This is a genomic window from Pseudoalteromonas sp. (assembly GCF_036960685.1).
Taxonomy (GTDB): Bacteria; Pseudomonadota; Gammaproteobacteria; order Enterobacterales; family Alteromonadaceae; genus Pseudoalteromonas.
The window spans coordinates 1-18,709 of the sequence record NZ_JBALXK010000010.1; the positions used below are offsets into that span (position 1 = coordinate 1).

14 protein-coding genes, 1 other RNA gene and 1 pseudogene are annotated in these 18,709 nt (G+C 40.0%); 7 read left to right on the top strand and 9 right to left on the bottom strand.

Annotation, left to right across the window (positions count from 1 at the left end; all coding sequences use genetic code 11):
- The coding region (locus V7783_RS10070) for a retron Ec48 family effector membrane protein (protein WP_335678602.1) at positions 1 to 361 on the top strand (361 nt) is incomplete at its 5' end.
- On the opposite strand, the pseudogene V7783_RS10075 reads toward V7783_RS10070, so the two are convergent.
- From V7783_RS10075 to ssrA, 5 genes and pseudogenes are all read right to left on the bottom strand, one after another.
- A pseudogene (locus V7783_RS10075) lies at positions 358 to 603 on the bottom strand (tyrosine-type recombinase/integrase); the annotation flags it as partial. The gene V7783_RS10070 and the pseudogene V7783_RS10075 sit on opposite strands and share 4 nt — an antisense overlap.
- Positions 604 to 631: 28 nt before the next feature.
- Positions 632 to 1,552 carry a nucleotidyl transferase AbiEii/AbiGii toxin family protein gene (locus V7783_RS10080; protein WP_335678603.1) on the bottom strand — a complete coding sequence of 307 codons (921 nt, stop codon included), beginning with the start codon at positions 1,550 to 1,552 and terminating at the stop codon, positions 632 to 634.
- The gene (gene abiEi, locus V7783_RS10085; RefSeq protein ID WP_335678604.1) at positions 1,549 to 2,091 is read right to left on the bottom strand and encodes a type IV toxin-antitoxin system AbiEi family antitoxin; all 543 of its coding nucleotides are present in this window, start codon (positions 2,089 to 2,091) and stop codon (positions 1,549 to 1,551) included. The genes V7783_RS10080 and abiEi overlap by 4 nt, the downstream gene beginning before the upstream one ends.
- A gap of 230 nt (positions 2,092 to 2,321) precedes the next feature.
- Positions 2,322 to 3,329 (bottom strand): Fic family protein, encoded by a 1,008-nt coding sequence (locus V7783_RS10090; RefSeq protein ID WP_335678605.1) that lies wholly within the window; start codon positions 3,327 to 3,329, stop codon positions 2,322 to 2,324.
- A 186-nt stretch (positions 3,330 to 3,515) separates the two neighbouring features.
- Positions 3,516 to 3,872, bottom strand: a transfer-messenger RNA (tmRNA) gene (ssrA, locus tag V7783_RS10095).
- Between the two features lie 280 nt (positions 3,873 to 4,152).
- Between ssrA and V7783_RS10100 the strand changes: the two genes are divergently transcribed.
- On the top strand, positions 4,153 to 5,778 hold the full coding sequence (locus V7783_RS10100) for a DUF342 domain-containing protein (protein WP_064665867.1): 1,626 nt from the start codon (positions 4,153 to 4,155) through the stop codon (positions 5,776 to 5,778).
- Here V7783_RS10100 and rnt read toward each other — a convergent pair.
- Positions 5,762 to 6,457 (bottom strand): ribonuclease T, encoded by a 696-nt coding sequence (gene rnt, locus V7783_RS10105; protein WP_335678606.1) that lies wholly within the window; start codon positions 6,455 to 6,457, stop codon positions 5,762 to 5,764. The two genes, V7783_RS10100 and rnt, sit on opposite strands and share 17 nt — an antisense overlap.
- A 223-nt stretch (positions 6,458 to 6,680) precedes the next feature.
- Between rnt and V7783_RS10110 the strand changes: the two genes are divergently transcribed.
- Entirely contained in the window at positions 6,681 to 7,556 is an 876-nt protein-coding gene (locus V7783_RS10110) for a flagellar protein MotY (RefSeq protein ID WP_335678699.1), read from the top strand.
- A gap of 30 nt (positions 7,557 to 7,586) precedes the next feature.
- Here the strand turns inward: V7783_RS10110 and V7783_RS10115 are convergent, their stop codons facing one another.
- On the bottom strand, positions 7,587 to 8,489 hold the full coding sequence (locus tag V7783_RS10115; RefSeq protein ID WP_335678607.1) for a DMT family transporter: 903 nt from the start codon (positions 8,487 to 8,489) through the stop codon (positions 7,587 to 7,589).
- 385 nt (positions 8,490 to 8,874) lie between these two features.
- Between V7783_RS10115 and V7783_RS10120 the strand changes: the two genes are divergently transcribed.
- Positions 8,875 to 10,074: an aromatic amino acid transport family protein gene (locus V7783_RS10120; protein WP_335678608.1), complete on the top strand. Its 1,200-nt coding sequence runs from the start codon at positions 8,875 to 8,877 to the stop codon at positions 10,072 to 10,074.
- A 126-nt stretch (positions 10,075 to 10,200) separates the two neighbouring features.
- Here V7783_RS10120 and V7783_RS10125 read toward each other — a convergent pair whose 3' ends face one another.
- Positions 10,201 to 13,209 carry a bifunctional diguanylate cyclase/phosphodiesterase gene (locus tag V7783_RS10125; RefSeq protein WP_335678609.1) on the bottom strand — a complete coding sequence of 1,003 codons (3,009 nt, stop codon included), beginning with the start codon at positions 13,207 to 13,209 and terminating at the stop codon, positions 10,201 to 10,203.
- Positions 13,210 to 13,570: 361 nt separating this feature from the next.
- Between V7783_RS10125 and V7783_RS10130 the strand changes: the two genes are divergently transcribed.
- Positions 13,571 to 14,728, top strand: a complete 1,158-nt coding sequence (locus V7783_RS10130; protein ID WP_064665864.1) for a chorismate mutase — start codon at positions 13,571 to 13,573, stop codon at positions 14,726 to 14,728.
- 61 nt (positions 14,729 to 14,789) lie between these two features.
- On the opposite strand, the gene tyrA is transcribed toward V7783_RS10130, so the two are convergent.
- Complete coding sequence (tyrA, locus tag V7783_RS10135) at positions 14,790 to 15,923, bottom strand: bifunctional chorismate mutase/prephenate dehydrogenase (RefSeq protein ID WP_335678610.1); 1,134 nt, start codon at positions 15,921 to 15,923, stop codon at positions 14,790 to 14,792.
- Positions 15,924 to 16,228: 305 nt separating this feature from the next.
- Here tyrA and V7783_RS10140 point away from each other — a divergent pair, with 305 nt between their 5' ends.
- Positions 16,229 to 17,263 carry a helix-turn-helix domain-containing protein gene (locus V7783_RS10140; protein ID WP_335678611.1) on the top strand — a complete coding sequence of 345 codons (1,035 nt, stop codon included), beginning with the start codon at positions 16,229 to 16,231 and terminating at the stop codon, positions 17,261 to 17,263.
- Between the two features lie 79 nt (positions 17,264 to 17,342).
- Complete coding sequence (locus tag V7783_RS10145) at positions 17,343 to 18,587, top strand: serine hydrolase domain-containing protein (RefSeq protein WP_335678612.1); 1,245 nt, start codon at positions 17,343 to 17,345, stop codon at positions 18,585 to 18,587.
- Positions 18,588 to 18,709 lie beyond the last annotated feature (122 nt).

Sequence of the window (18,709 nt, forward strand, 5' to 3'; positions counted from 1 at the left end):
AGATGTTTACTTACTGTATGAATCAATACACCCTCAATCTAGGGATGGTGAGTTTAAAGATTATCGAGAATATTATGCTTATATTGATAGAGTTAGAAAATATTTAATAAGAGCATCCAACTCCTATGCTTCTAATAGTAAATCGAAATCAGTAACATTTGATTACGGAAAGCACCAAGATAAAGTGATTTTATTTTTTAGAGAAATAGGGATAAAGCTTGAAAAGCAACATAAAAATGACTTTTACTTAATTGAAGAGGAGCTATTCACTTTTATTGATAGTGTTTCACTCGCTTTTACTAATATTAAAAAATCGGATAAGGGGCGTTTGCTGCGTGGCGTAGATATTCATTATCGTTAACTAATATTTGGGCCAAACCTAATAGCATCTTCTAAATGACTTGGTGCAAAGTGCGCGTAAACCATGGTTTGTTCAATCTTTGCATGACCTAATATTTGTTGCAAGACTAAAATATTACCTCCGTTCATCATAAAATGACTCGCAAAAGTATGCCGTAAAACATGGTTACACTGCCCTTTTGGCAAGTTAGTATTCGTTTTATTCACAGCCCTTTCAAACGCTTTTCTGCAACTTGTTACTAACTTTATAACAAAGATAATATGTAGATCCCTACATTTTAAACTCAACTGTACTTACCTTGCCTGATAACTCATCTTGTACTGTTTTAAATAATTTAATAAGCGTTGAAGTTAAATACACCTGAAATTTATCCAGTGCTAAGGTGCGATCAAAAACATCGGTGGGTAAGAAGCGTTTCATCTCCGCTATAAATACTGCACTTTTAATAAGTGCTGATAGGCGTTCAATTAAATTAGCAAGCAACACATCAAATTGCTCGAGTTTATAATCTGCGATCTTGCTTTTTACTAAATCCATTTGCAAGGTAGCGCCTTGCTGCTGTAACCAAGCTAGATCCCAAATATCTCGATGCCGAACATATTTTTTTGTTGCTGGTAGAGAGATAATTTTATCCGCCATCACTTCGTCTAAAGTCTCGGTTAAAATCAGTGTGTCACTATAGCCATCCGGTAAAAAGTCATAATTTGCTTGCAGAGGTAATGGCTCCTTTGTATAAGCAGGGATATTAGCAACTTCAAGTTTAATTTTTTGTTTAGGTATATCTTTTCTCTCAGGAAAAGTAACAACTGCAATCTGCCATTTATCAATGCTTAATTCGGCATATTTAGGATCTTCTCTTAACTCTTTAGGTTCTTTAACACTGACTTCAAGTCCGTATCTTCCGCCGATATATTTTTCAATACAGGCTTTCATATCAGCCAGCATTACCGAGCTGAAATCTTTGCCACCAGCAAAATCTAAATCTTCACTGAAGCGATTGCCGCCATAACATAACCGTAAACATGTACCTCCTTGAAAAGTTAACTTATCAAGCAGCCCTGCCTTTTCTAAAGCAAATAAAATATCGTAATGTAGAAGCTCTTTTTCTATAACTGCGCGCATGTGCGAAACATTGTCACTTTGCATTGCTTGATTTACTAACTTTGCGAAGTTCTGTTGGTCAATTTTCATAAAGTACGATCCTCCAATTCATCTATATTGACCAAATGCGTATTGCGGCCAACACGTTTTAAATCTCTATAAGCGACTTGTTTGGTGGCTAATCTAAGCGGTCTACCAATTAAATTTGTACCTTCCAGAATATCCATAGGAGCACGTTTTGTATGGGTAAATTCAATGGTCCCAAACGGGGTTTTATACTCTGCCGAGCGCCCTGTTGTCATTACCGTTAAGCGATCAACTAGAATTTGTGAGATAGCTCCAAACTCAGAAAGTGCCGATTCCAAACTGACGTAATTATATTCGCCACGCCTAATCGTTTTGGCAATCTGCTCTAACGTATCACTCCCCTTAGATTGCGCTAGAGTATAGAGGTACACACCATTAATAATACGTACAAGCAAACCATCATCTAACAAACGTTTGATGCCCGCTCGTAGAGTTCGCTCATTGTCTTGATGGAAAATTTTCGAAAGATCTGAATTAGTGAAGATATAACGACCTCGCTTATCGTATTCAGTAAACTTTTTAATAGCTTCAGACTTCTTCAATTCACACCTCAAGTTATCATTATAAACACATAAAAGTGTCATAATTGTAAACTTAAAAACCCGCCATTACAAGTATACAAAAAAGACAAATAATAAGGTCATAATTGTAGACTTAATTATGATAGCTAGAGAAACCTGTACTCGCAAAAGTATGCCGTAAAGCATAGCTACACTGCCCTTTTAGTAAATTAATATCGGTTTTATTTACAGCAGTTTATTTGTTCTGGATGTTAGCGGTTAACCTGCCAATACCCCGTTTTTTTAGCGCCAATTCGTTTTATCAACTCTGCTTCTTTTAGAATTTTAATGCGCCTTTCAATTGTTCTTACTGATTTACTAAGCTCATCTGACAATTGCATATGTGTAATATGCGTATTGTTAGTTATTAGCTTAATAATTTCCTTGTCTAGAGCTGTGAGCTTTAAACCGTCATTTAAACCGTCATTTAAACCGTCATTTAAACCATCATTTGATGTCGTGTTATTCGCTTCTAAGATTGCGTCATAAATCATCTGCAGCATAAACTCTATAAAAGGAGCGCTATTGGTTTGGTGAGTACTTTGGCGAATCGCTAAATAGTAGGTATCTTGATGTTGGTACACCATGCTTTCTACAGGAATATTCACAAACACCTCATGCCACTTAGACAAGATCAATGTTTGCCATAAACGCCCCATTCGTCCGTTACCATCAGAAAAGGGATGAATAAACTCAAATTCATAATGAAATACACAACTAGCAATGAGTGGGTGCACATCACTTTGTTCTAGCCATTGCAGTAAATCTGCCATTAACTTTGCTACACGTTCAGCTTGCGGTGCCATGTGGACAACTTGCTCACCGGACATCACCCCTACGCCTTCTTGACGATACATGCCAGCGTCTTTAACTAAACCTTTCATCATCAGCCTATGCGCTGCTAGTAGGTGTTTACTATTTTCAGGTTGCCATTGAGCAAGTGTATCGTAAGTGCTGATTGCATTATATGCTTCTTGTACTTCTTTAGGTGGTGCAATTACTCGTTTGCCATTGAGTATCGCGGTAATTTGCTGTTGTGTTAGGGTGCTACCTTCAATGGCTAGCGAGCCCTGTACTGTGCGCATTCGATTAACTTTACGCAACCGCAGCAGTTTCTCTTGCTCTTGTTGTATGGTTAACCTTCCTATTTGCTCGCTAATTTGCGCAACTAGGATCAATATTTTGTTGCTGAGGGTAAAAGGCGGTGTGTATTTAGACATTATTTATATTCATTACTTAGGTAGTTAAATTGACCTGCGGTTATTAAAATAGCACTTTAAAACTTTATTTGTACAGAAAACCCACTGTTTTATATAAATAAAACCCATAAAAAAACCCACCAACTTGATTGCTCAAATTGGTGGGTTTTTTAGGGTTTTTAAACAAACGAATTTAAAAACCGTTATTGGTGGAGCTGGGGGGATTTGAACCCCCGTCCGAAAAGCCTCGACCGTCGGTACTACATGTTTAGTATCGTCATTTAATTAACCTTTAAGTCCCGGACGAACACGGTAAATAAAGGCGAGGCCGCTTAGTTTTAACGCTTCAACCCCGGCCAGGGTTTCCGTCGCGATCAGGTGTTAGGGTGACACTCCAAAATCCAGTCCACAAGAATACATGGAAGGAGCGCTAGCTAGCCTAAGCTGCTAGAGAGTAGTTATCGTCGTTTGCGATTACTTTAAATTGCGGCTTTTTTACGAGGCAAACCGCACCTCGACATGCACCTTGGGCTTCATGAATTCCGTCGAATCCTAATCAGCCCCTGAATTAGTTAAACTCATTCAGAGCGTGCAAGCAGTATAACTGAGTAACACGCTGATACTCAAGGGTCTTCGTTAGTTTATTTTGTTTTTCTGTTTAACCGTACAATTATCAATCAAACAAATGTTAATTAAAAACAACACAGGCAGAAACATTTACTTAACATGCGCTGAAAGTTGTGTTCAAATAGCTGCTGTTTTGAAAATACCGAATTTAGTATTAGCTAAACAACAACCAATAAAAAAATAATAAGAACAGGCATATTACATAGGAAGTCTATAAATGTCGTTGTTTATACATGACTCTAAAACGGGTTTTGTATCACTATTTGAGCACCCTAAAAATAGTGGTTACCCTGTGACTAGTTCACAGCTCATTGAATTAATTGAACAGTCACAATTCGCAGAATTTGAAATAGTCAGTGCTAATATTGGCAAACTATTTTCACCCAACAAAAACTATCACGCCGATTCTTTGATCATTGCCCGCGCGCTTGATGCGTCTATACTCATTCACGTTGATGAAAAGAATATGGTCGTAGAAGCCACCTTAACCACTGCAAAAGGTGGAGCGCTGATGTCGATCGAAAAAGCCCGTGAAGTATTGGTTGATGCAGGTGTTTTGCAAGGGGTTAGTTGCCGTGCATTGGATAATTTTTTAGGCCAACAATTTGAAACACCCGCTGGTATTGCTTATAAAGCCATTGTTGCTCATGGCCGCAGGCCAAAAGAAGGCAGTGATGCGAAATTTGTTCGTTTATGTTCCACCGCACAAGATCGTGTTCTAAGCCCGCAAGCAAAAGAAGGCGGTAAGGTCGATATGCGAGACTTAGGTGCCATCATCACAGTCAAACCTGGGACTCCTTTAATGCAGCGCATTGCGGCTACCGCTGGCGAAGATGGCTACACAGTGTTTGGTGAAGTACTGCCTGCAATACCGGGAAAAGATTTACCCTTACAACCGTTTGAAGGCACTAAACTCGATCCTGCAAACCCTAATTTATTGATTGCTGATAGTAAAGGTGTGCCCGTTGCCCTGCCCCGAGGCATGCGTGTTGACGATGTATTGTGCTTTGATAATGTTGATATTGGCACCGGCCATGTTAATTTTGATGGTAGTGTGATCATCAGCGGTGATATCAAAGATGGCATGCGCGTGCATGCCAGCGGTGATGTTACTGTGTTAGGTTTTGTTGAATCCGGCGAAATAAACAGCGCCAGTGCCGTTACAGTCATGCTTGGTGCGATTGGTCGAAAACGTGAAAATGATGAGGCGTTCACTTGTACAATCAAAGCTGCCCGTACTATTTCTATCGGCTACGCCCAATATTGCCATATCCAAAGTGAGCAAGACTTATTTATTGAACGCCAAGCGCTGCATTGTAATTTAAGTGCACGTCGGTTAATTCGCGTCGGCAAAGCCAATGATCCGCGCGGTAAAATTATCGGTGGCAATATTTTAGATGCAATGCGAATTGAAACCGGTGAGCTAGGTGCGCCGTCTGGCACTAAAACACGCGTTTCCATCGCACAAAATTGGCATGATTTGCGCCAAAAACAATTACAAATTGCTGACTTTGAAAAACTTTTAGCCACTAAATCAGCGGCATTAAAGCAAGCTCGTAAAAAAGCGGTAAAAATTCCAGTACCAGCAAAGCGGCAGTTGTTTTTAGATAAGATAGGGGCAAGTGAGCAGCAAATTGATATACGTATCGCTAACACTAAACGTAAAAAGTATTTAGTTAAACAAAGGATCGCGCAGCTTTTAGCGACAAGTCGCTTAAAAATTAATGAGCTAATGCATCCTGGTGTGGAGCTTAAAATCGCAAAAGATTCAAAACATTTTTCACGTATTTATCCGCCCCACTCAGTGAAAATGAGCGAAGGTAAAATTACTCAGTCGTTTTAGCGGCTGAGTCTTCGCTGTCATCATTTTGGTCTATTTCTTCAGGCACTTCTTCAGCCAGCGGCCAGCCACCTAGTTGCTGCCAGCGATTAACGATTAAGCAATATAGCTCTGCGGTGCGCTCTGTATCATACAAAGCTGAATGCGCTTGTTTGTTGTCAAATTCAATTCCCGCTGCACGGCATGCCTTTGCCAGTACCGTTTGGCCAAGCGCTAAGCCCGCCAAAGAGGTGGTATCAAAGCTTACAAAAGGATGAAATGGCGTGCGCTTAATATTATTACGTTCGATAACAGCATTTAAAAACCCGTGATCAAACGCGGCATTATGAGCAACAACCACAGAACGCTGACACCCCGCTGCTTTTTGTGCCTTACGCACTACTTTGCAAATTTCTTTGATCGCTTCTTCTTCTGAAACTGCACCACGTAATGGTGAGAAAGGATCGATACCATTAAAATCGATTGCAGCTTGTTCAATGTTTGCACCCTCAAATGGCTCAACATGAAAGTGCACAGTATGATCAATACTGAGTAAGCCTTCGTCATCCATTTTTAATACTGACACCGCAATTTCTAACAGCGCGTCGGTTGCTTTATTAAAGCCCGCCGTTTCAACGTCAATAACCACCGGAAAAAAGCCACGAAAGCGTTTTGCGAAAAGAGTTTGTTCAGTATTTGCCATAGTATTCTAGGTTTGCCAGTATTAGCTGGTTATTATGACAAAATTGATGCCCTCTCGGCTAGGGGCTTTCAGGATTAATTATTTCATAAATTGTAGGCATATAAATTGCTTTAATTTAAATTAGCGTCACAATTGCAGTTGCTAGACGTGTTTGATGTTTAGCTCGCCAATTAATTGGCTCTGCTTAGTTTGATTAAAGTAAACCCTGTTGGAGAGTTCCGTGGTGAAGTTGTCATTGTTATCTATAAGCCTCACAGCAATTGGTCTATTAACTTATAATGCCAATGCCGCCATGCGTCAGTACACTGCAACAGCGGATAACTCACAATGGCAAATGGTCACAACGACTCGCTTACAATGTCAGTTAAATCATGAAGTTCCCTACTATGGCGAAGCTATTTTTAGTGCCACTGCCAGTAAAAACAAAAACGTGCTATTTAATTTAGATATGGTTGTGCGCCCCGATAATTACAGTATTGCAGGTTTAAAAGCCGTGCCACCACCATGGCGAGCAGGCTTACCTGCACGTGATATTGCTAATATGAAATTACTTCGCAAATTTGACGGTGAACTTGGTAATAATACCGCTTGGGAAATGTTGACCGAGCTTGAAAAAGGCTATCAACCCACCTTTTATTATCAAGACTGGCAAAATAGTGCCGATAAAATTGCCGTCGGATTATCTAGCATTAACTTTAAACAAGCCTATTGGGCATTTTTACAGTGCCGCGATGCATTATTACCATACAGTTTTGAAGATATCTCGTTCACAGTAATGAACTACCAGCCGAACACCAGTAAGCTAACCAAGTCATCGCAACAACGCTTAGATAAAATTGCCGAATATTTAAAATACGATACCAGTATTGCCGCGATTTCCATTGCCTCGTATACAGATAGCTACGGCGGACGTTGGAATAACTTAGAGTTATCAAAAAAACGTGCGCAAGCAATTAAAGAATATATGGTGAGCTTGGGGATTGATGAGAGCAAAGTTGAAACCGAAGGGTTTGGTGAGAAACGCCATGTAGCAACTAACGACAATATATTAGGCCGCGATAAAAACCGCCGCTTAGTGATCCAAATAGAAAAAATGTAGCCAGTACTTGCTAGCTACATTTTACCAATATTAAGGGTTAAGTTTAGTAAACTTAGCCTTTTTTTTTAACCAACCATCACCAAACTGAAATACCGCTAAACTCAGTAAGATAATACCAGCCCCTATAAACAATTGCTGATCTACGGCTTCATTATTTAGCCATGCACCTAAACCTAGCGCAAAACTTGGGGTGATCAAGGTCGTCAAAGCGACCGTACTTGCCGGTAATTTTTGTAACACATGAAAATAAGCCAATGCACCTACCAGTGAACCAAATACCCCTAAATAGCCAATTGACCATAACGATTTTGCACTCCACGCACTGCTGTTAAGCTCACCATCGACCAGCCACCAAGTAATAAAAAACAACGGCGTCACAAATACCAATGCACCGAATGTGGTTGCCATTGGATGAATGGCAATTTTTACTCGCTTGATCATGACGCCACTTAAACTAAAAAAGCACACGGCCATAAATACGTAGGCTAAGCCTTGTATCTGCATTAATGAGCCTTGCATGTGTTTTTCACTTACCAAGAATAACCCCAATAATGCAAACGCTAACGCAATTAGTTTAACAACGCTGAATTTTGGCTCGTTGAGTAGTCGCTGTGCTAATAGACCAGATAAAATAGGCGCTAAGCCAAACATCAAAGAAATAAGCCCTGAAGGGACTGTTTTAGCAGCCATATAACTCAATAACATGCCACCATACATGCCTATGCTTGAGTAACCATACAAAAAGCACGCGCGACGATGCCAAGGAACGCGGATATTAGCAATTGCTACAACCAATGCAGCCAACACTAAACCTATCGACATACGTAATAACACTGCGAGCGTTGGCGAGACCGACTCACTACTCCAGACAATGCCCAATGGGGTGGTTGACCAAATTAAAACCATTAAAAAATACGATGCTTTCACGCTCACACGCTTATTCCTTTAGCAAGGCGGCGATAACAAAGAGGAAGGAGTACAACACTAACCGCTTTGAAATCGCGGTTAGTAAAAACAACTTAACCGCAGCGCAGCAATGGACGCACAACTGATGGATTCAGCCATGGGCGCATTGTTAGGGCTCGGTTTATGTGTTGCATATAAATAGAATTTTTAATAATAAAGTGAAGTTATAGAAATAGCAGACCTGCACAATAAGTCAACACATTGCATGATTTTTATAGTAAAAACAGCCTTCACTAGCTTAGCTTGTAAATCATAAGTTACATTTATTTTCTTTGATTTATAACAAAACTATTTAAGTTTGTGCCAACTAGTTATATCTTGCCTGCCTCTCACGAAGTTTTAGGGGCAAAAAGTGCTTAAAAATAAAACAATCGGCAGCATGTTAATTGTTGCAGGTACTACTATCGGCGCAGGGATGCTAGCACTACCAATCGCATCTGCTGGGCTGGGTTTTACAACCGCATTAGCGTTAATTATTTCAACATGGGCGTTAATGACTTATACCGCGTTATTAATGCTTGAACTACATCAACATGCTGATCGCGATGCCACGCTAAATACATTAGCAAAATCATGGCTTGGTAAGCGTGGCCAATATTTGGCTAACTTTTCAGTGATGTTTTTATTCTATGCGCTTTGTGCGGCTTATATTGCAGGCGGTGGTGCGCAGCTCCAAGAAAAAATAAACACTGGCTTTAACCTCGATATCGCTCCACAAGTCGGCTCTGTCATTTTAGCTATTGTAATTGGCACCGTTGTGACATTAGGCACCAGTAAAGTCGATAAGCTAAATCGGGTGCTATTTAGCATTAAAATTGTAGTATTGGCGAGCTTATTTTATATGTTAACGCCTTATGTTCACGGTCAACACTTACTCGAAATGCCGATTGAACAAGGGCTTATTCTATCCGCTATTCCTGTGGTATTTACCTCATTTGGTTTTCATGGCTCTATTCCATCGATTGTTAAGTATGTGGGCCTTGATATTAAAACATTGCGTCGTGTGATGATCACTGGTGCTGCCCTGCCCTTAGTAATTTATATTTTTTGGCAATTAATTAGCCAAGGTATGATGAGCCAAGCCGAATTACTAACAAGTACTGGCCTACCGGGTTTTGTAGCAAGCATTGCCAATATTGCCAACAACTCAGCGGTCGCCACTGCGGTTAACTTGTTTGCTGATCTAGCACTAGCCACTTCTTTTTTAGGGGTAAGCTTAGGGTTATTTGATTTTTTTGCAGATGCCTTTAAAACAGGTGATGGCAATAAAGATAGGATCAAAACAGCGCTGATCACTTTTATTCCACCATTAGGGTTTGCACTCTTTTATCCACAAGGCTTTATAATGGCTTTAGGGTACGCAGCTATCGCCTTGGTGATACTGGCTGTATTTTTACCCGTTGCGATGGTTTATAAGCAACGTAACAGCGATAAAAGCGGCTATACAGTGCGAGGTGGCAATATTGGCTTAGCAGTTGCTGCGCTTTGTGGTGTGCTTATTATCGGCGCTCAGGGCCTACAAATGGCCGGCTTTATCCCTGCTATTGGTTAATACCAACCGACTTAAATATTTAACCATTCTAGCGAGCTAAATAAAGCGCTAACTGCGTTATAAATTTTTCCTGTAGAACAAAAAAAGGCACCCAGGTGCCTTTTTTATTGCTCAATGAACGTAATATTATGGGGAGAGTTCAACCCGATCATTGAGCTTTTCAAACAAGCTTGATAACTCACTCTCGGCAATCGGCGCACTGTAATAATAGCCTTGCACGATATAGCAATTATTGTTTTGTAAAAACTCCACTTGCTCTATGGTCTCAACACCTTCTGCAACAACATTTAATTTTAGCTTTTGTGCCATCGCTATAATTGCAGCTGTGATCTCCATGTCATTAGGATCATCAGGAATATCTTTAACAAACGAGCGATCAACTTTTAAAATATCGACAGGGAAACGCTTTAAGTAACTCAATGACGAATAACCGGTCCCAAAGTCATCAATAGAGATGGAGACCCCTAGTGCTTTGAGCTGGTGCAACTGTGCAATCGCCGCTTCTACATTGCCCATTAGCATACTTTCAGTCAATTCAAGGTGCAGGCATTTAGCTGGCACTCTGGTTTTCTTAATGATCGATGCTAATAGCGGCACAAGTTTGGCATCTTTAAATTGTCGTGCTGACAGGTTAATAGAAATATTATTCTCTCGCCCTTGCAGCGCTAATCGAGCCGCAAACTCGCAGGCTTCTTGGAGTACCCACGCACCTAACTCAACAATTAAACCCGTCGCCTCAGCGATAGGAATAAACTTGGTTGGAGGGATCATCCCCTCTGTTGGGTGGAACCAACGGATCAAGGCTTCATAGCCCACTACATGCTGAGTGCGACTATCAACTTGCGGTTGGTAGTAAAGAGCAAACTGCTGCGCCTTAATGGCTAAACGTAGCTCATTCTCAATAAACAAGCGTTCATTAGCTGCAGCGTTAAGCTCTTGGCTATAAAAGTGGTAAGTATTACGTCCTTTTGCTTTTGCCTCATACATTGCTAGATCAGCATGTTTTAGTAGCTGATCTTCTTCTTTACTATCGTACGGTGCCATAGTAATACCAATGCTGGCACTAATAATAACCTCGTTATTACCAAGCATAATGGGGGCATTTAAGGTTTGTTGGATGGTATTCGCTACATCCATGGCGTGTTCTTGGCGTTCAATTCCGCTTAGTAGCACGGCAAACTCATCACCACCTAAACGGGCAATTGTGTCTTCAGCGCGAAGTCGTTTCTTTAAGCGATCCGCAACTTCAATCAATAACTGATCACCCGCATCATGGCCTAGTGTATCGTTAATGCGTTTAAATTCGTCCAAGTCAAAATAGAATAAGGCAAACGCATAATGGCCGCGCTCCACAAGCGCCATGGATTTGCGTAACTGCATTCTAAAGAAGGTACGATTAGCAAGCCCAGTTAAGGTATCAAAATAGGCTAATTGCTCCATTTTACGTTGGCTTTCTTTTACAAACGAAATATCTTGCGCAGAAGCAACATAACTGGTGATGCTGCCACCTTCTTCACGAATAGGTGAAATACTCAACGACACCCAGATTGGTTTTTTATCTAAACCTTGGAGCAAGGTATCGCCACGCCAATAATTTCGACTACGTAAATCAATATCAATGTCATCAACTAAAATAGCCATTTCGCTGGCAATAATGCTTAATAATGGCGACTGCATAAAGTGATTTTCATCAAAGCCAGTCATTTCAAGCATTTTTGGATTGACGTATTCAATAACAAAGTGTTGATCGGTGATCACCACCCCAGTACCTGAGAAAGCCACCGCTTTTGATAATCGATTAGCGGCTTTTTCAGCAATTTCTTTTTCGGTAATACGTTGGTTTAAACCATCAATAAGCTTACGTATTTCAATCGCCATATCGCGAAAAGAGCCATTTAAAGTACCAATTTCATCTTTATTTTCTTTTGGAAACTCGATTTGCAAGTGGCCTTTACCAAAGCTAGTTACCGCATGCACAAGTGAATGAATACGACGAAGCACCAATTGATACAATGCTTGATGTAACAATAGCGCCACCAAAATAGCGTATAAAATAAACAGCCCAAAAAACTTTACTTTTAGCTCTTCAAGGGCAGAAAGTGCTGATGAGCGTTTTTTATAAATGCCAATATACCAATCTAAATGTTGAACTTTACGAATATTTATAATGTGGGTTTCACCATCTTGCACAAAAGAGTCTGCGTATTCCGGCAAGTTCATTTTTATGGTTTGCTTGATCAATTCTTGCAGATCGCCATTAACAAAATCATGGCTGCGCAGTGGCTTATTTGCTTGGCCGTAGACTTCATACAGGTTTTTAGTCAAATTTGGATGAGCAAGTAATTGCCCTTGGCTATCAAACACAAACAAGTGCTGTTCGTTATCGCCAATTGGCAATTGTGAGATCAATGAATCTAGCGCTAAATCACTGCCTGTCACCCCTAAAAATTCATTTTCAATATAAATTGGCACCAGCACGCTAACCAGCCACTTATGCCAAATTTTATCGTAATAAACTTTAGACCAGACTGCTGAGCGGGTGGGGTTAAGCGCTTCTTGCGCATAATTAAAACTTTGGTTATCGATAAATGTATGTGAACCCGCAACATTCAAGGCCCAATTAGGAGGCGCAATACGGATAAAGTTATCTTTGGTAATTAAATAGAAGTTAAAGAAATCTTGGATCAAAGTAGGCGCGACTATTTTCCAAAGCGATTCGGAATCATTAATCAGTTTTTTATAAAAAGGTGAATACTTGTCTTGTTGCATAAAAGCCGCTGATAAACCGTCTTCAGAAGCGCTACGGATACTGCCATCAGGCTCAAAACTCAGTTGCGCACTGTGATTGCTCACCAATTGCGATGAATTATGGAATAACTGACCAGAAACTACATTATTGGCTTGCTCGGCAATATTAATTTTAGTTTTCACTAAATTATTAAATTGCCGGATCAAACGCTCACTGGAATGTTTGAGCATTTCATGCTCTTCAAATACCAGCTGTTTTTCTTCTGATTTGAGCATCAACACCGCAGCGCAAATCCCAGCAATTAAACAGATAGCTGAAATCAGCAATGAGAGTTTCATACTTAACGAATTTACACCAAAACGTGATGGTGGGCGTCTATACACCACAGGACAACCTTATTTTTTAATAATTATTTTTATTTAAATTCACCTACAGAAATATACCAGATCCCTATTTAGATTTATAAATTTTTCGTTAATATTGCTGAAAAAAACCAATATCGAAAATAAACCATCTTTTCATGGTCATAAAACCCGCTAGAGTGTTGACTTTATAGCCCACTCTCCATACATTAAGGCTATGAATATAAAATTCTCGCAGTTACACTTTTCATTTTTTAGCTTCTTTAGATAGGAGAGGCTTACCTGTTTGCGAGATTAAATCAACCGAATAGCAAAGCCTCCCAACTGGGAGGCTTTTTTGTTTTTATTACCCAAAAGGTAATTTTTTGGAATGAGGAACCCAAAAATGACAAATGATGTACTAAATTCACTCAGACACGATATCAATGAAATCGACTCTGACTTATTGGTTTTATTGGCTAAGCGTCGGCGAATTAGCCATGGCGTAGTAGAGTATAAAATCGCTAATAATAAACCAATACGAGACGAAGCCCGTGAGCTCGCTTTATTAGAGAAGTTAATTGGCTACGGTAAATCACTCGGCCTAGATGCCTATTATGTGAATAATGTTTTTCAAACAATTTTAGAAGATTCAGTACTAAACCAACAAGCTATGCTACAAAAGAACTTGAACCCTGATGCAATGAGTGAAACGCATCGCGTGGCGTATTTAGGTGGTCAAGGTTCTTATAGCCAACTTGCTTGCCATAAATATTTTAGTCGTCGCCCTGGTAAACTTGTTGAAATGGGTTGCTCCAGTTTTGAGCAGATCACCGGTAAAGTTGAGAATGGCCAAGCTGACTTTGGTTTATTACCGATTGAAAACACCAGTTCCGGTAGTATTAACGAAGTATTTGATTTATTACAACACGCGCAAGTATCTATTGTCGGTGAAGTAACCCACAGTGTAGAACACTGCTTACTCGCTACACCGGATACTGAGCTGAGTCAGATCAGCAAAATTTTTGCTCACCCACAACCATTTGCACAATGTAGCCGCTTTTTACAAGGCTTAGGCGATATTCAACACGAAACCTGTGACTCAACATCAAGTGCACTGCAATCAGCGCTTGATACTCCTAACAGCGCGGCAATTGGCTCAGCACAAGCGGGTAAAAATGTCGGGTTAGAAGTGATTAAATCAGGGCTTGCCAATCAGCGCGAAAACCACAGCCGTTTTATTGTTGTCGCACGTAAGCCATTACATGTATCAAAACAAATCCCAACTAAAACGAGTTTAATCATGGCGACTAAGCAGCAAGCTGGTTCTTTAGCTGATGCATTGATGATTTTCAAAGAGCATAATATTAACTTAGTAAAACTAGAATCACGTCCTGTTCCTGGCAATCCATGGGAAGAAGTGTTTTATGTTGATTTAGAAGCGAACCTGGTTGATAACCATGTTAAGCAAGCATTGGAAGAGCTTAAAGAGCACACTCAATATGTGCGCGTGTTAGGTTGTTACCAAAGCGAATCTCTGCAGGCCGTGAGTGTAGAAAGTTAAACACTAAATAAAATATAAAAAAGGGCTAAAATTAGCCCTTTTTTATTGATACAGTTATTTTTTAATCTAGCACTTTGGCGTCATTGGCTTTATTTAATAAACTGCGGCTTTGCGTTAAAAAGTGCGCGGTAGAATCAGAGAAGTACGCTTTCGCATCTGCAAACGAATCAATCAAAGCAGCTTTATCTCCAGCCTTAAGTTTTGCTAAAGTACTTGCAAACGTATCTTGATACTGCGCTAGTAGCTCTTCGACATTATCAAATTGTGCCAGCATGATGTCTGAATAAAGCTCTGGTGATTGTGCGAATAAACGGCCAACCATCATCAACTCTAACTGATATATAGGTGATGAGCAACTGCGTAGCTCTTCAAGAGTGTGGCTTTGCTTTGCTAAAAACTGGCCATATACAAACGTGGTTAAATGGCGCATCACCTGAATAATTTGCATCGCTTCGTCGTGCTTTTTCGCATCGAGTTCAACAAGCTGACAGCCCCACACTTGCAACTGGGATAACAAGCCTTGTGCTACCTCATGGTTACGGCCTTCACAGACCACCACAGTTTGTTTTACCCAATGAGAGATATCTGGACCAAACATCGGATGCAAGCCAACTACGGGCCCCTTATGCACCGCTTTTAATACTTTTAACGGCGCTTGCTTAACCGATGTAATATCAACTAATAAGCACTCATCATCGAGCTTAGGTAAGGCAGTGACCACTGTTTCTAAGGCATTAATAGGCACACTGATCATCACCAGTTTCGCACCTGCTAATATTTCTTGCGCGTTACTTTGCTGTTCTTTGTCGAGTATTCTAACTTCATACCCTGAGCGAATAAATTGCTGAGCAAATAACTGCCCCATCGCGCCTTGACCACCCACAATAACAATAGGTGATAATTGCGGTGCACTACATGCAAGTTTCGCTTGTTGGTTTTGGTATGCTTCACGCATCATACGACGTAGGATATCTTCGACTAATTCAGGGTTAACACCTTGGTTGATTGCTTCTTGGCGACGAGCTGCTAATAACGTAGCTTCGCGATCAGGTGCATGCAGTGGCGCCCCAGTTTGTTGTTTAATTGCGCCGATCTGCTCAGTAATACTATTACGTCTAGCCAACAGAGCAACCAACTGGGCATCGCATTCATCAATGCCCTCTCTTAACTTATCTAACTCTTTTATATCCGCCACGCGACTACCACCTTGAAAACTGCAATTTCGTACATTTAAATTTACATAAAAGTAAACTAATCAATACGATAAATACTAACAGGATCAGGTAGCTGTTAAAAGGCTAAATAGTAAAGAATCAGCGTTGTGTAGTTAATAAGGCTTAGTTGAAGCTCTAGCTCGCAATATAAAGTACTCGTGGCTGTTTCAGGAAATATAATTATTCCACCTGAACTGCTATTTTATTTATGCAATCAATATTTTATGCTTAAGTTTAACTATATACTTTACTAATAAAAATTAGCTATTGGCCAACAAGATACTATATGGATATTACATTTACCCCGTTGCAAGTTATTGAACTGTTCTTTCGCTTTGCTACAGTTGGCCAGCTCAGCCTACTTATTGTTTTTTATCTAAAACCGCAGGAAAAATTCCCAGCACCTAAAATCGCTTTAATTAGCAGTATTATAGGTTATATTTTACTAACCGCTCCAATTGAAGATCACCATTATGGCGGGCTCCGACATGTATTATTACTTATTACCGATCTCACACCTTTTGTTATTTTGTGGTTTACACTAACCCAACTTGATGGCAATTTTAAAATAACCAGAACCCCTAAATGGATACTGATGCCAAGCATTGCATGGCTATTAATTTTAATTTATTTATTCTTAGTGCTGGGTGGGGCAGGCATACTTCACGATTTTAATCACGGCCTTGGGATAATCGTGTTACTTACTGTTATGTATTTATGCCTGTCTGAATTTATTGATGATTTAGATAATCGCAGACGCAATGTAAGGTTACTTTTAGTGACCCTTTGCTCATTTTATATGCTAACACTCGTCTCCTTTGAATTTGTATATCAAGGAATTCGTAATACTTGGCAATTTAGCTTCTTTAATGCTGTTATTATTTTTATGTTGGCCGCATCCATTACAACTCATATTATTTTCAAACAAAATAAACCAATCACAAACGCTCAAGCTGGTAATGAGCAACTTAGTACTTTAAATAGCACGCAAATTAACGCACTCAATGAATTAATGACTCAAGGTGTGTATTTACAACCGGAGCTAACAATTGGTAAGTTAGCAACCTTAGTATCTATGCCCGCGCATCAACTCAGACAGCTTATTAACCAACAGCTCGGATTTAGTAATTTCTCCCACTATCTCAATAGTTATCGAATTCCATGGGTGTGTGAACAATTACGTGATCCCACAAAACAAAAGCTCCCTATCTTAACCATAGCGTTAGAAGCTGGTTATGGCTCCATAGCGCCTTTCAATCGAGCATTTAAAGCGCAAATGGCACAAACACCGAAGGAATACCGTAGTCAATTTCAAAAATGATCCGTTTTTTTCAATATCAATAAGCAATTAAAAATCTATTAGGTTGCAATGACCTTTCACTTTTAATTGGAACTTAATAATGAAAAAAATAGCTACGTTACTCTTGGTACTCATTCTGTCTTACCTTTGCTGGCCGCTGTATCAAGGGTTAGCTTATAAGGATATGCTACCTTTAATTGGCTTCAACTTTGTGGCTTGGCCGACAGAGCAACCCAGCTCTAGTCAACTTTTTGCTATGCAATTTGAACACGCTGAACATAAAGCCATTACAGCACTAAAAAAACAACAAGCTAAAGTTGCCGCCCCAGGATATACCGCGGCAGTCGCCATTGATGGAGCAATGATATGGGCTGGCAGCGTTGGTTGGGCGGACATTTCACAACATAAAAAAATGACAACCGACACTCAACTAAGGATTGGCAGTACATCAAAAGCTCTCACAGCAACTGGATTAGCACGATTAGTAGCAGATGATAAACTAGATTTAGATGCACCTCTGTCTTCTTACTTTAAGGTATTACCAAATCAGGCTTGGGCAAATATCACCGCCCGTCAACTAGCTTCACACATGGCAGGCATTCCTCACTACCAAGACAACACCGAACTTTTAGGTGTTTTAGAAACAATCACGGCACAAACTTACTACCCAGATGTAATGGAAGCAATTACATTATTTGATGAAAGTGAGACATTATTTAAACCTGGTGAGCAGTTTAGTTATTCTAGTTTGGGGAGCGTATTATTAAGTGCACTAATGCAAGTTAAAGCCCAACAAACATACCAAGATTATATGCAGCAAGCCGTTTTCAAGCCCCTTAAGATGACTGCAACATTTACAGAAACACCGACAAGCAATCGTGATAACTTGGCCACTTTTTACTGGCAAAATAGTAAACAATTAACCGAGCTTAAAGCTTGGTATAAAGTAGACCTAAGTCACCGTTTGGCTGGTGGAGGCTGGGTTTCCACCTCAACAGACTTAGCGAAATTGGGGCAAGGCTTTATGGATGACACTTATATTCCCCAGTCCGTTAGAGAGGAGTTTTGGACGCCGCAAGTGTTAAGTAATGGGGATATAAATGCACAGAAATACGGCTTAGGTTGGCGCGTACATAACTTAGAGTTAGGGGAAAGCTTTACCAGCATGAAATATATGCACCATGGCGGTGTATCAGCAGGCGCACAGAGCTTCCTAATGGTGATACCAGAATACAAACTTTCGATTGCGGTTAATGCCAATGTCAGAACTGCAGTCTTTTCAGATTTTGCAAACGTATCCTTTGATTTAGCTCGGATATTTATACAAGAAATAGAAACGCAATGAGGACTGTGGCGTTAAAGTAACTTGCGATGAACGCTTGAACGGCGAGTAACTCTTAATCTTTTAACTTTACTCTTTAAGCTCACTAACTCGCTCACTTTACTCAAGTTAATCTACTCGCTATA

Bases quoted from the DNA above. Each gene is read 5' to 3' on its own strand.
- V7783_RS10100 (WP_064665867.1), top strand. From the start codon at position 4,153: ATGTCGTTGTTTATACATGACTCTAAAACGGGTTTTGTATCACTATTT.
- V7783_RS10130 (WP_064665864.1), top strand. From the start codon at position 13,571: ATGACAAATGATGTACTAAATTCACTCAGACACGATATCAATGAAATC.
- V7783_RS10080 (WP_335678603.1), bottom strand. From the start codon at position 1,552: ATGAAAATTGACCAACAGAACTTCGCAAAGTTAGTAAATCAAGCAATG.
- V7783_RS10140 (WP_335678611.1), top strand. From the start codon at position 16,229: ATGGATATTACATTTACCCCGTTGCAAGTTATTGAACTGTTCTTTCGC.
- rnt (WP_335678606.1), bottom strand. From the start codon at position 6,457: ATGGCAAATACTGAACAAACTCTTTTCGCAAAACGCTTTCGTGGCTTT.
- V7783_RS10145 (WP_335678612.1), top strand. From the start codon at position 17,343: ATGAAAAAAATAGCTACGTTACTCTTGGTACTCATTCTGTCTTACCTT.
- V7783_RS10090 (WP_335678605.1), bottom strand. From the start codon at position 3,329: ATGTCTAAATACACACCGCCTTTTACCCTCAGCAACAAAATATTGATC.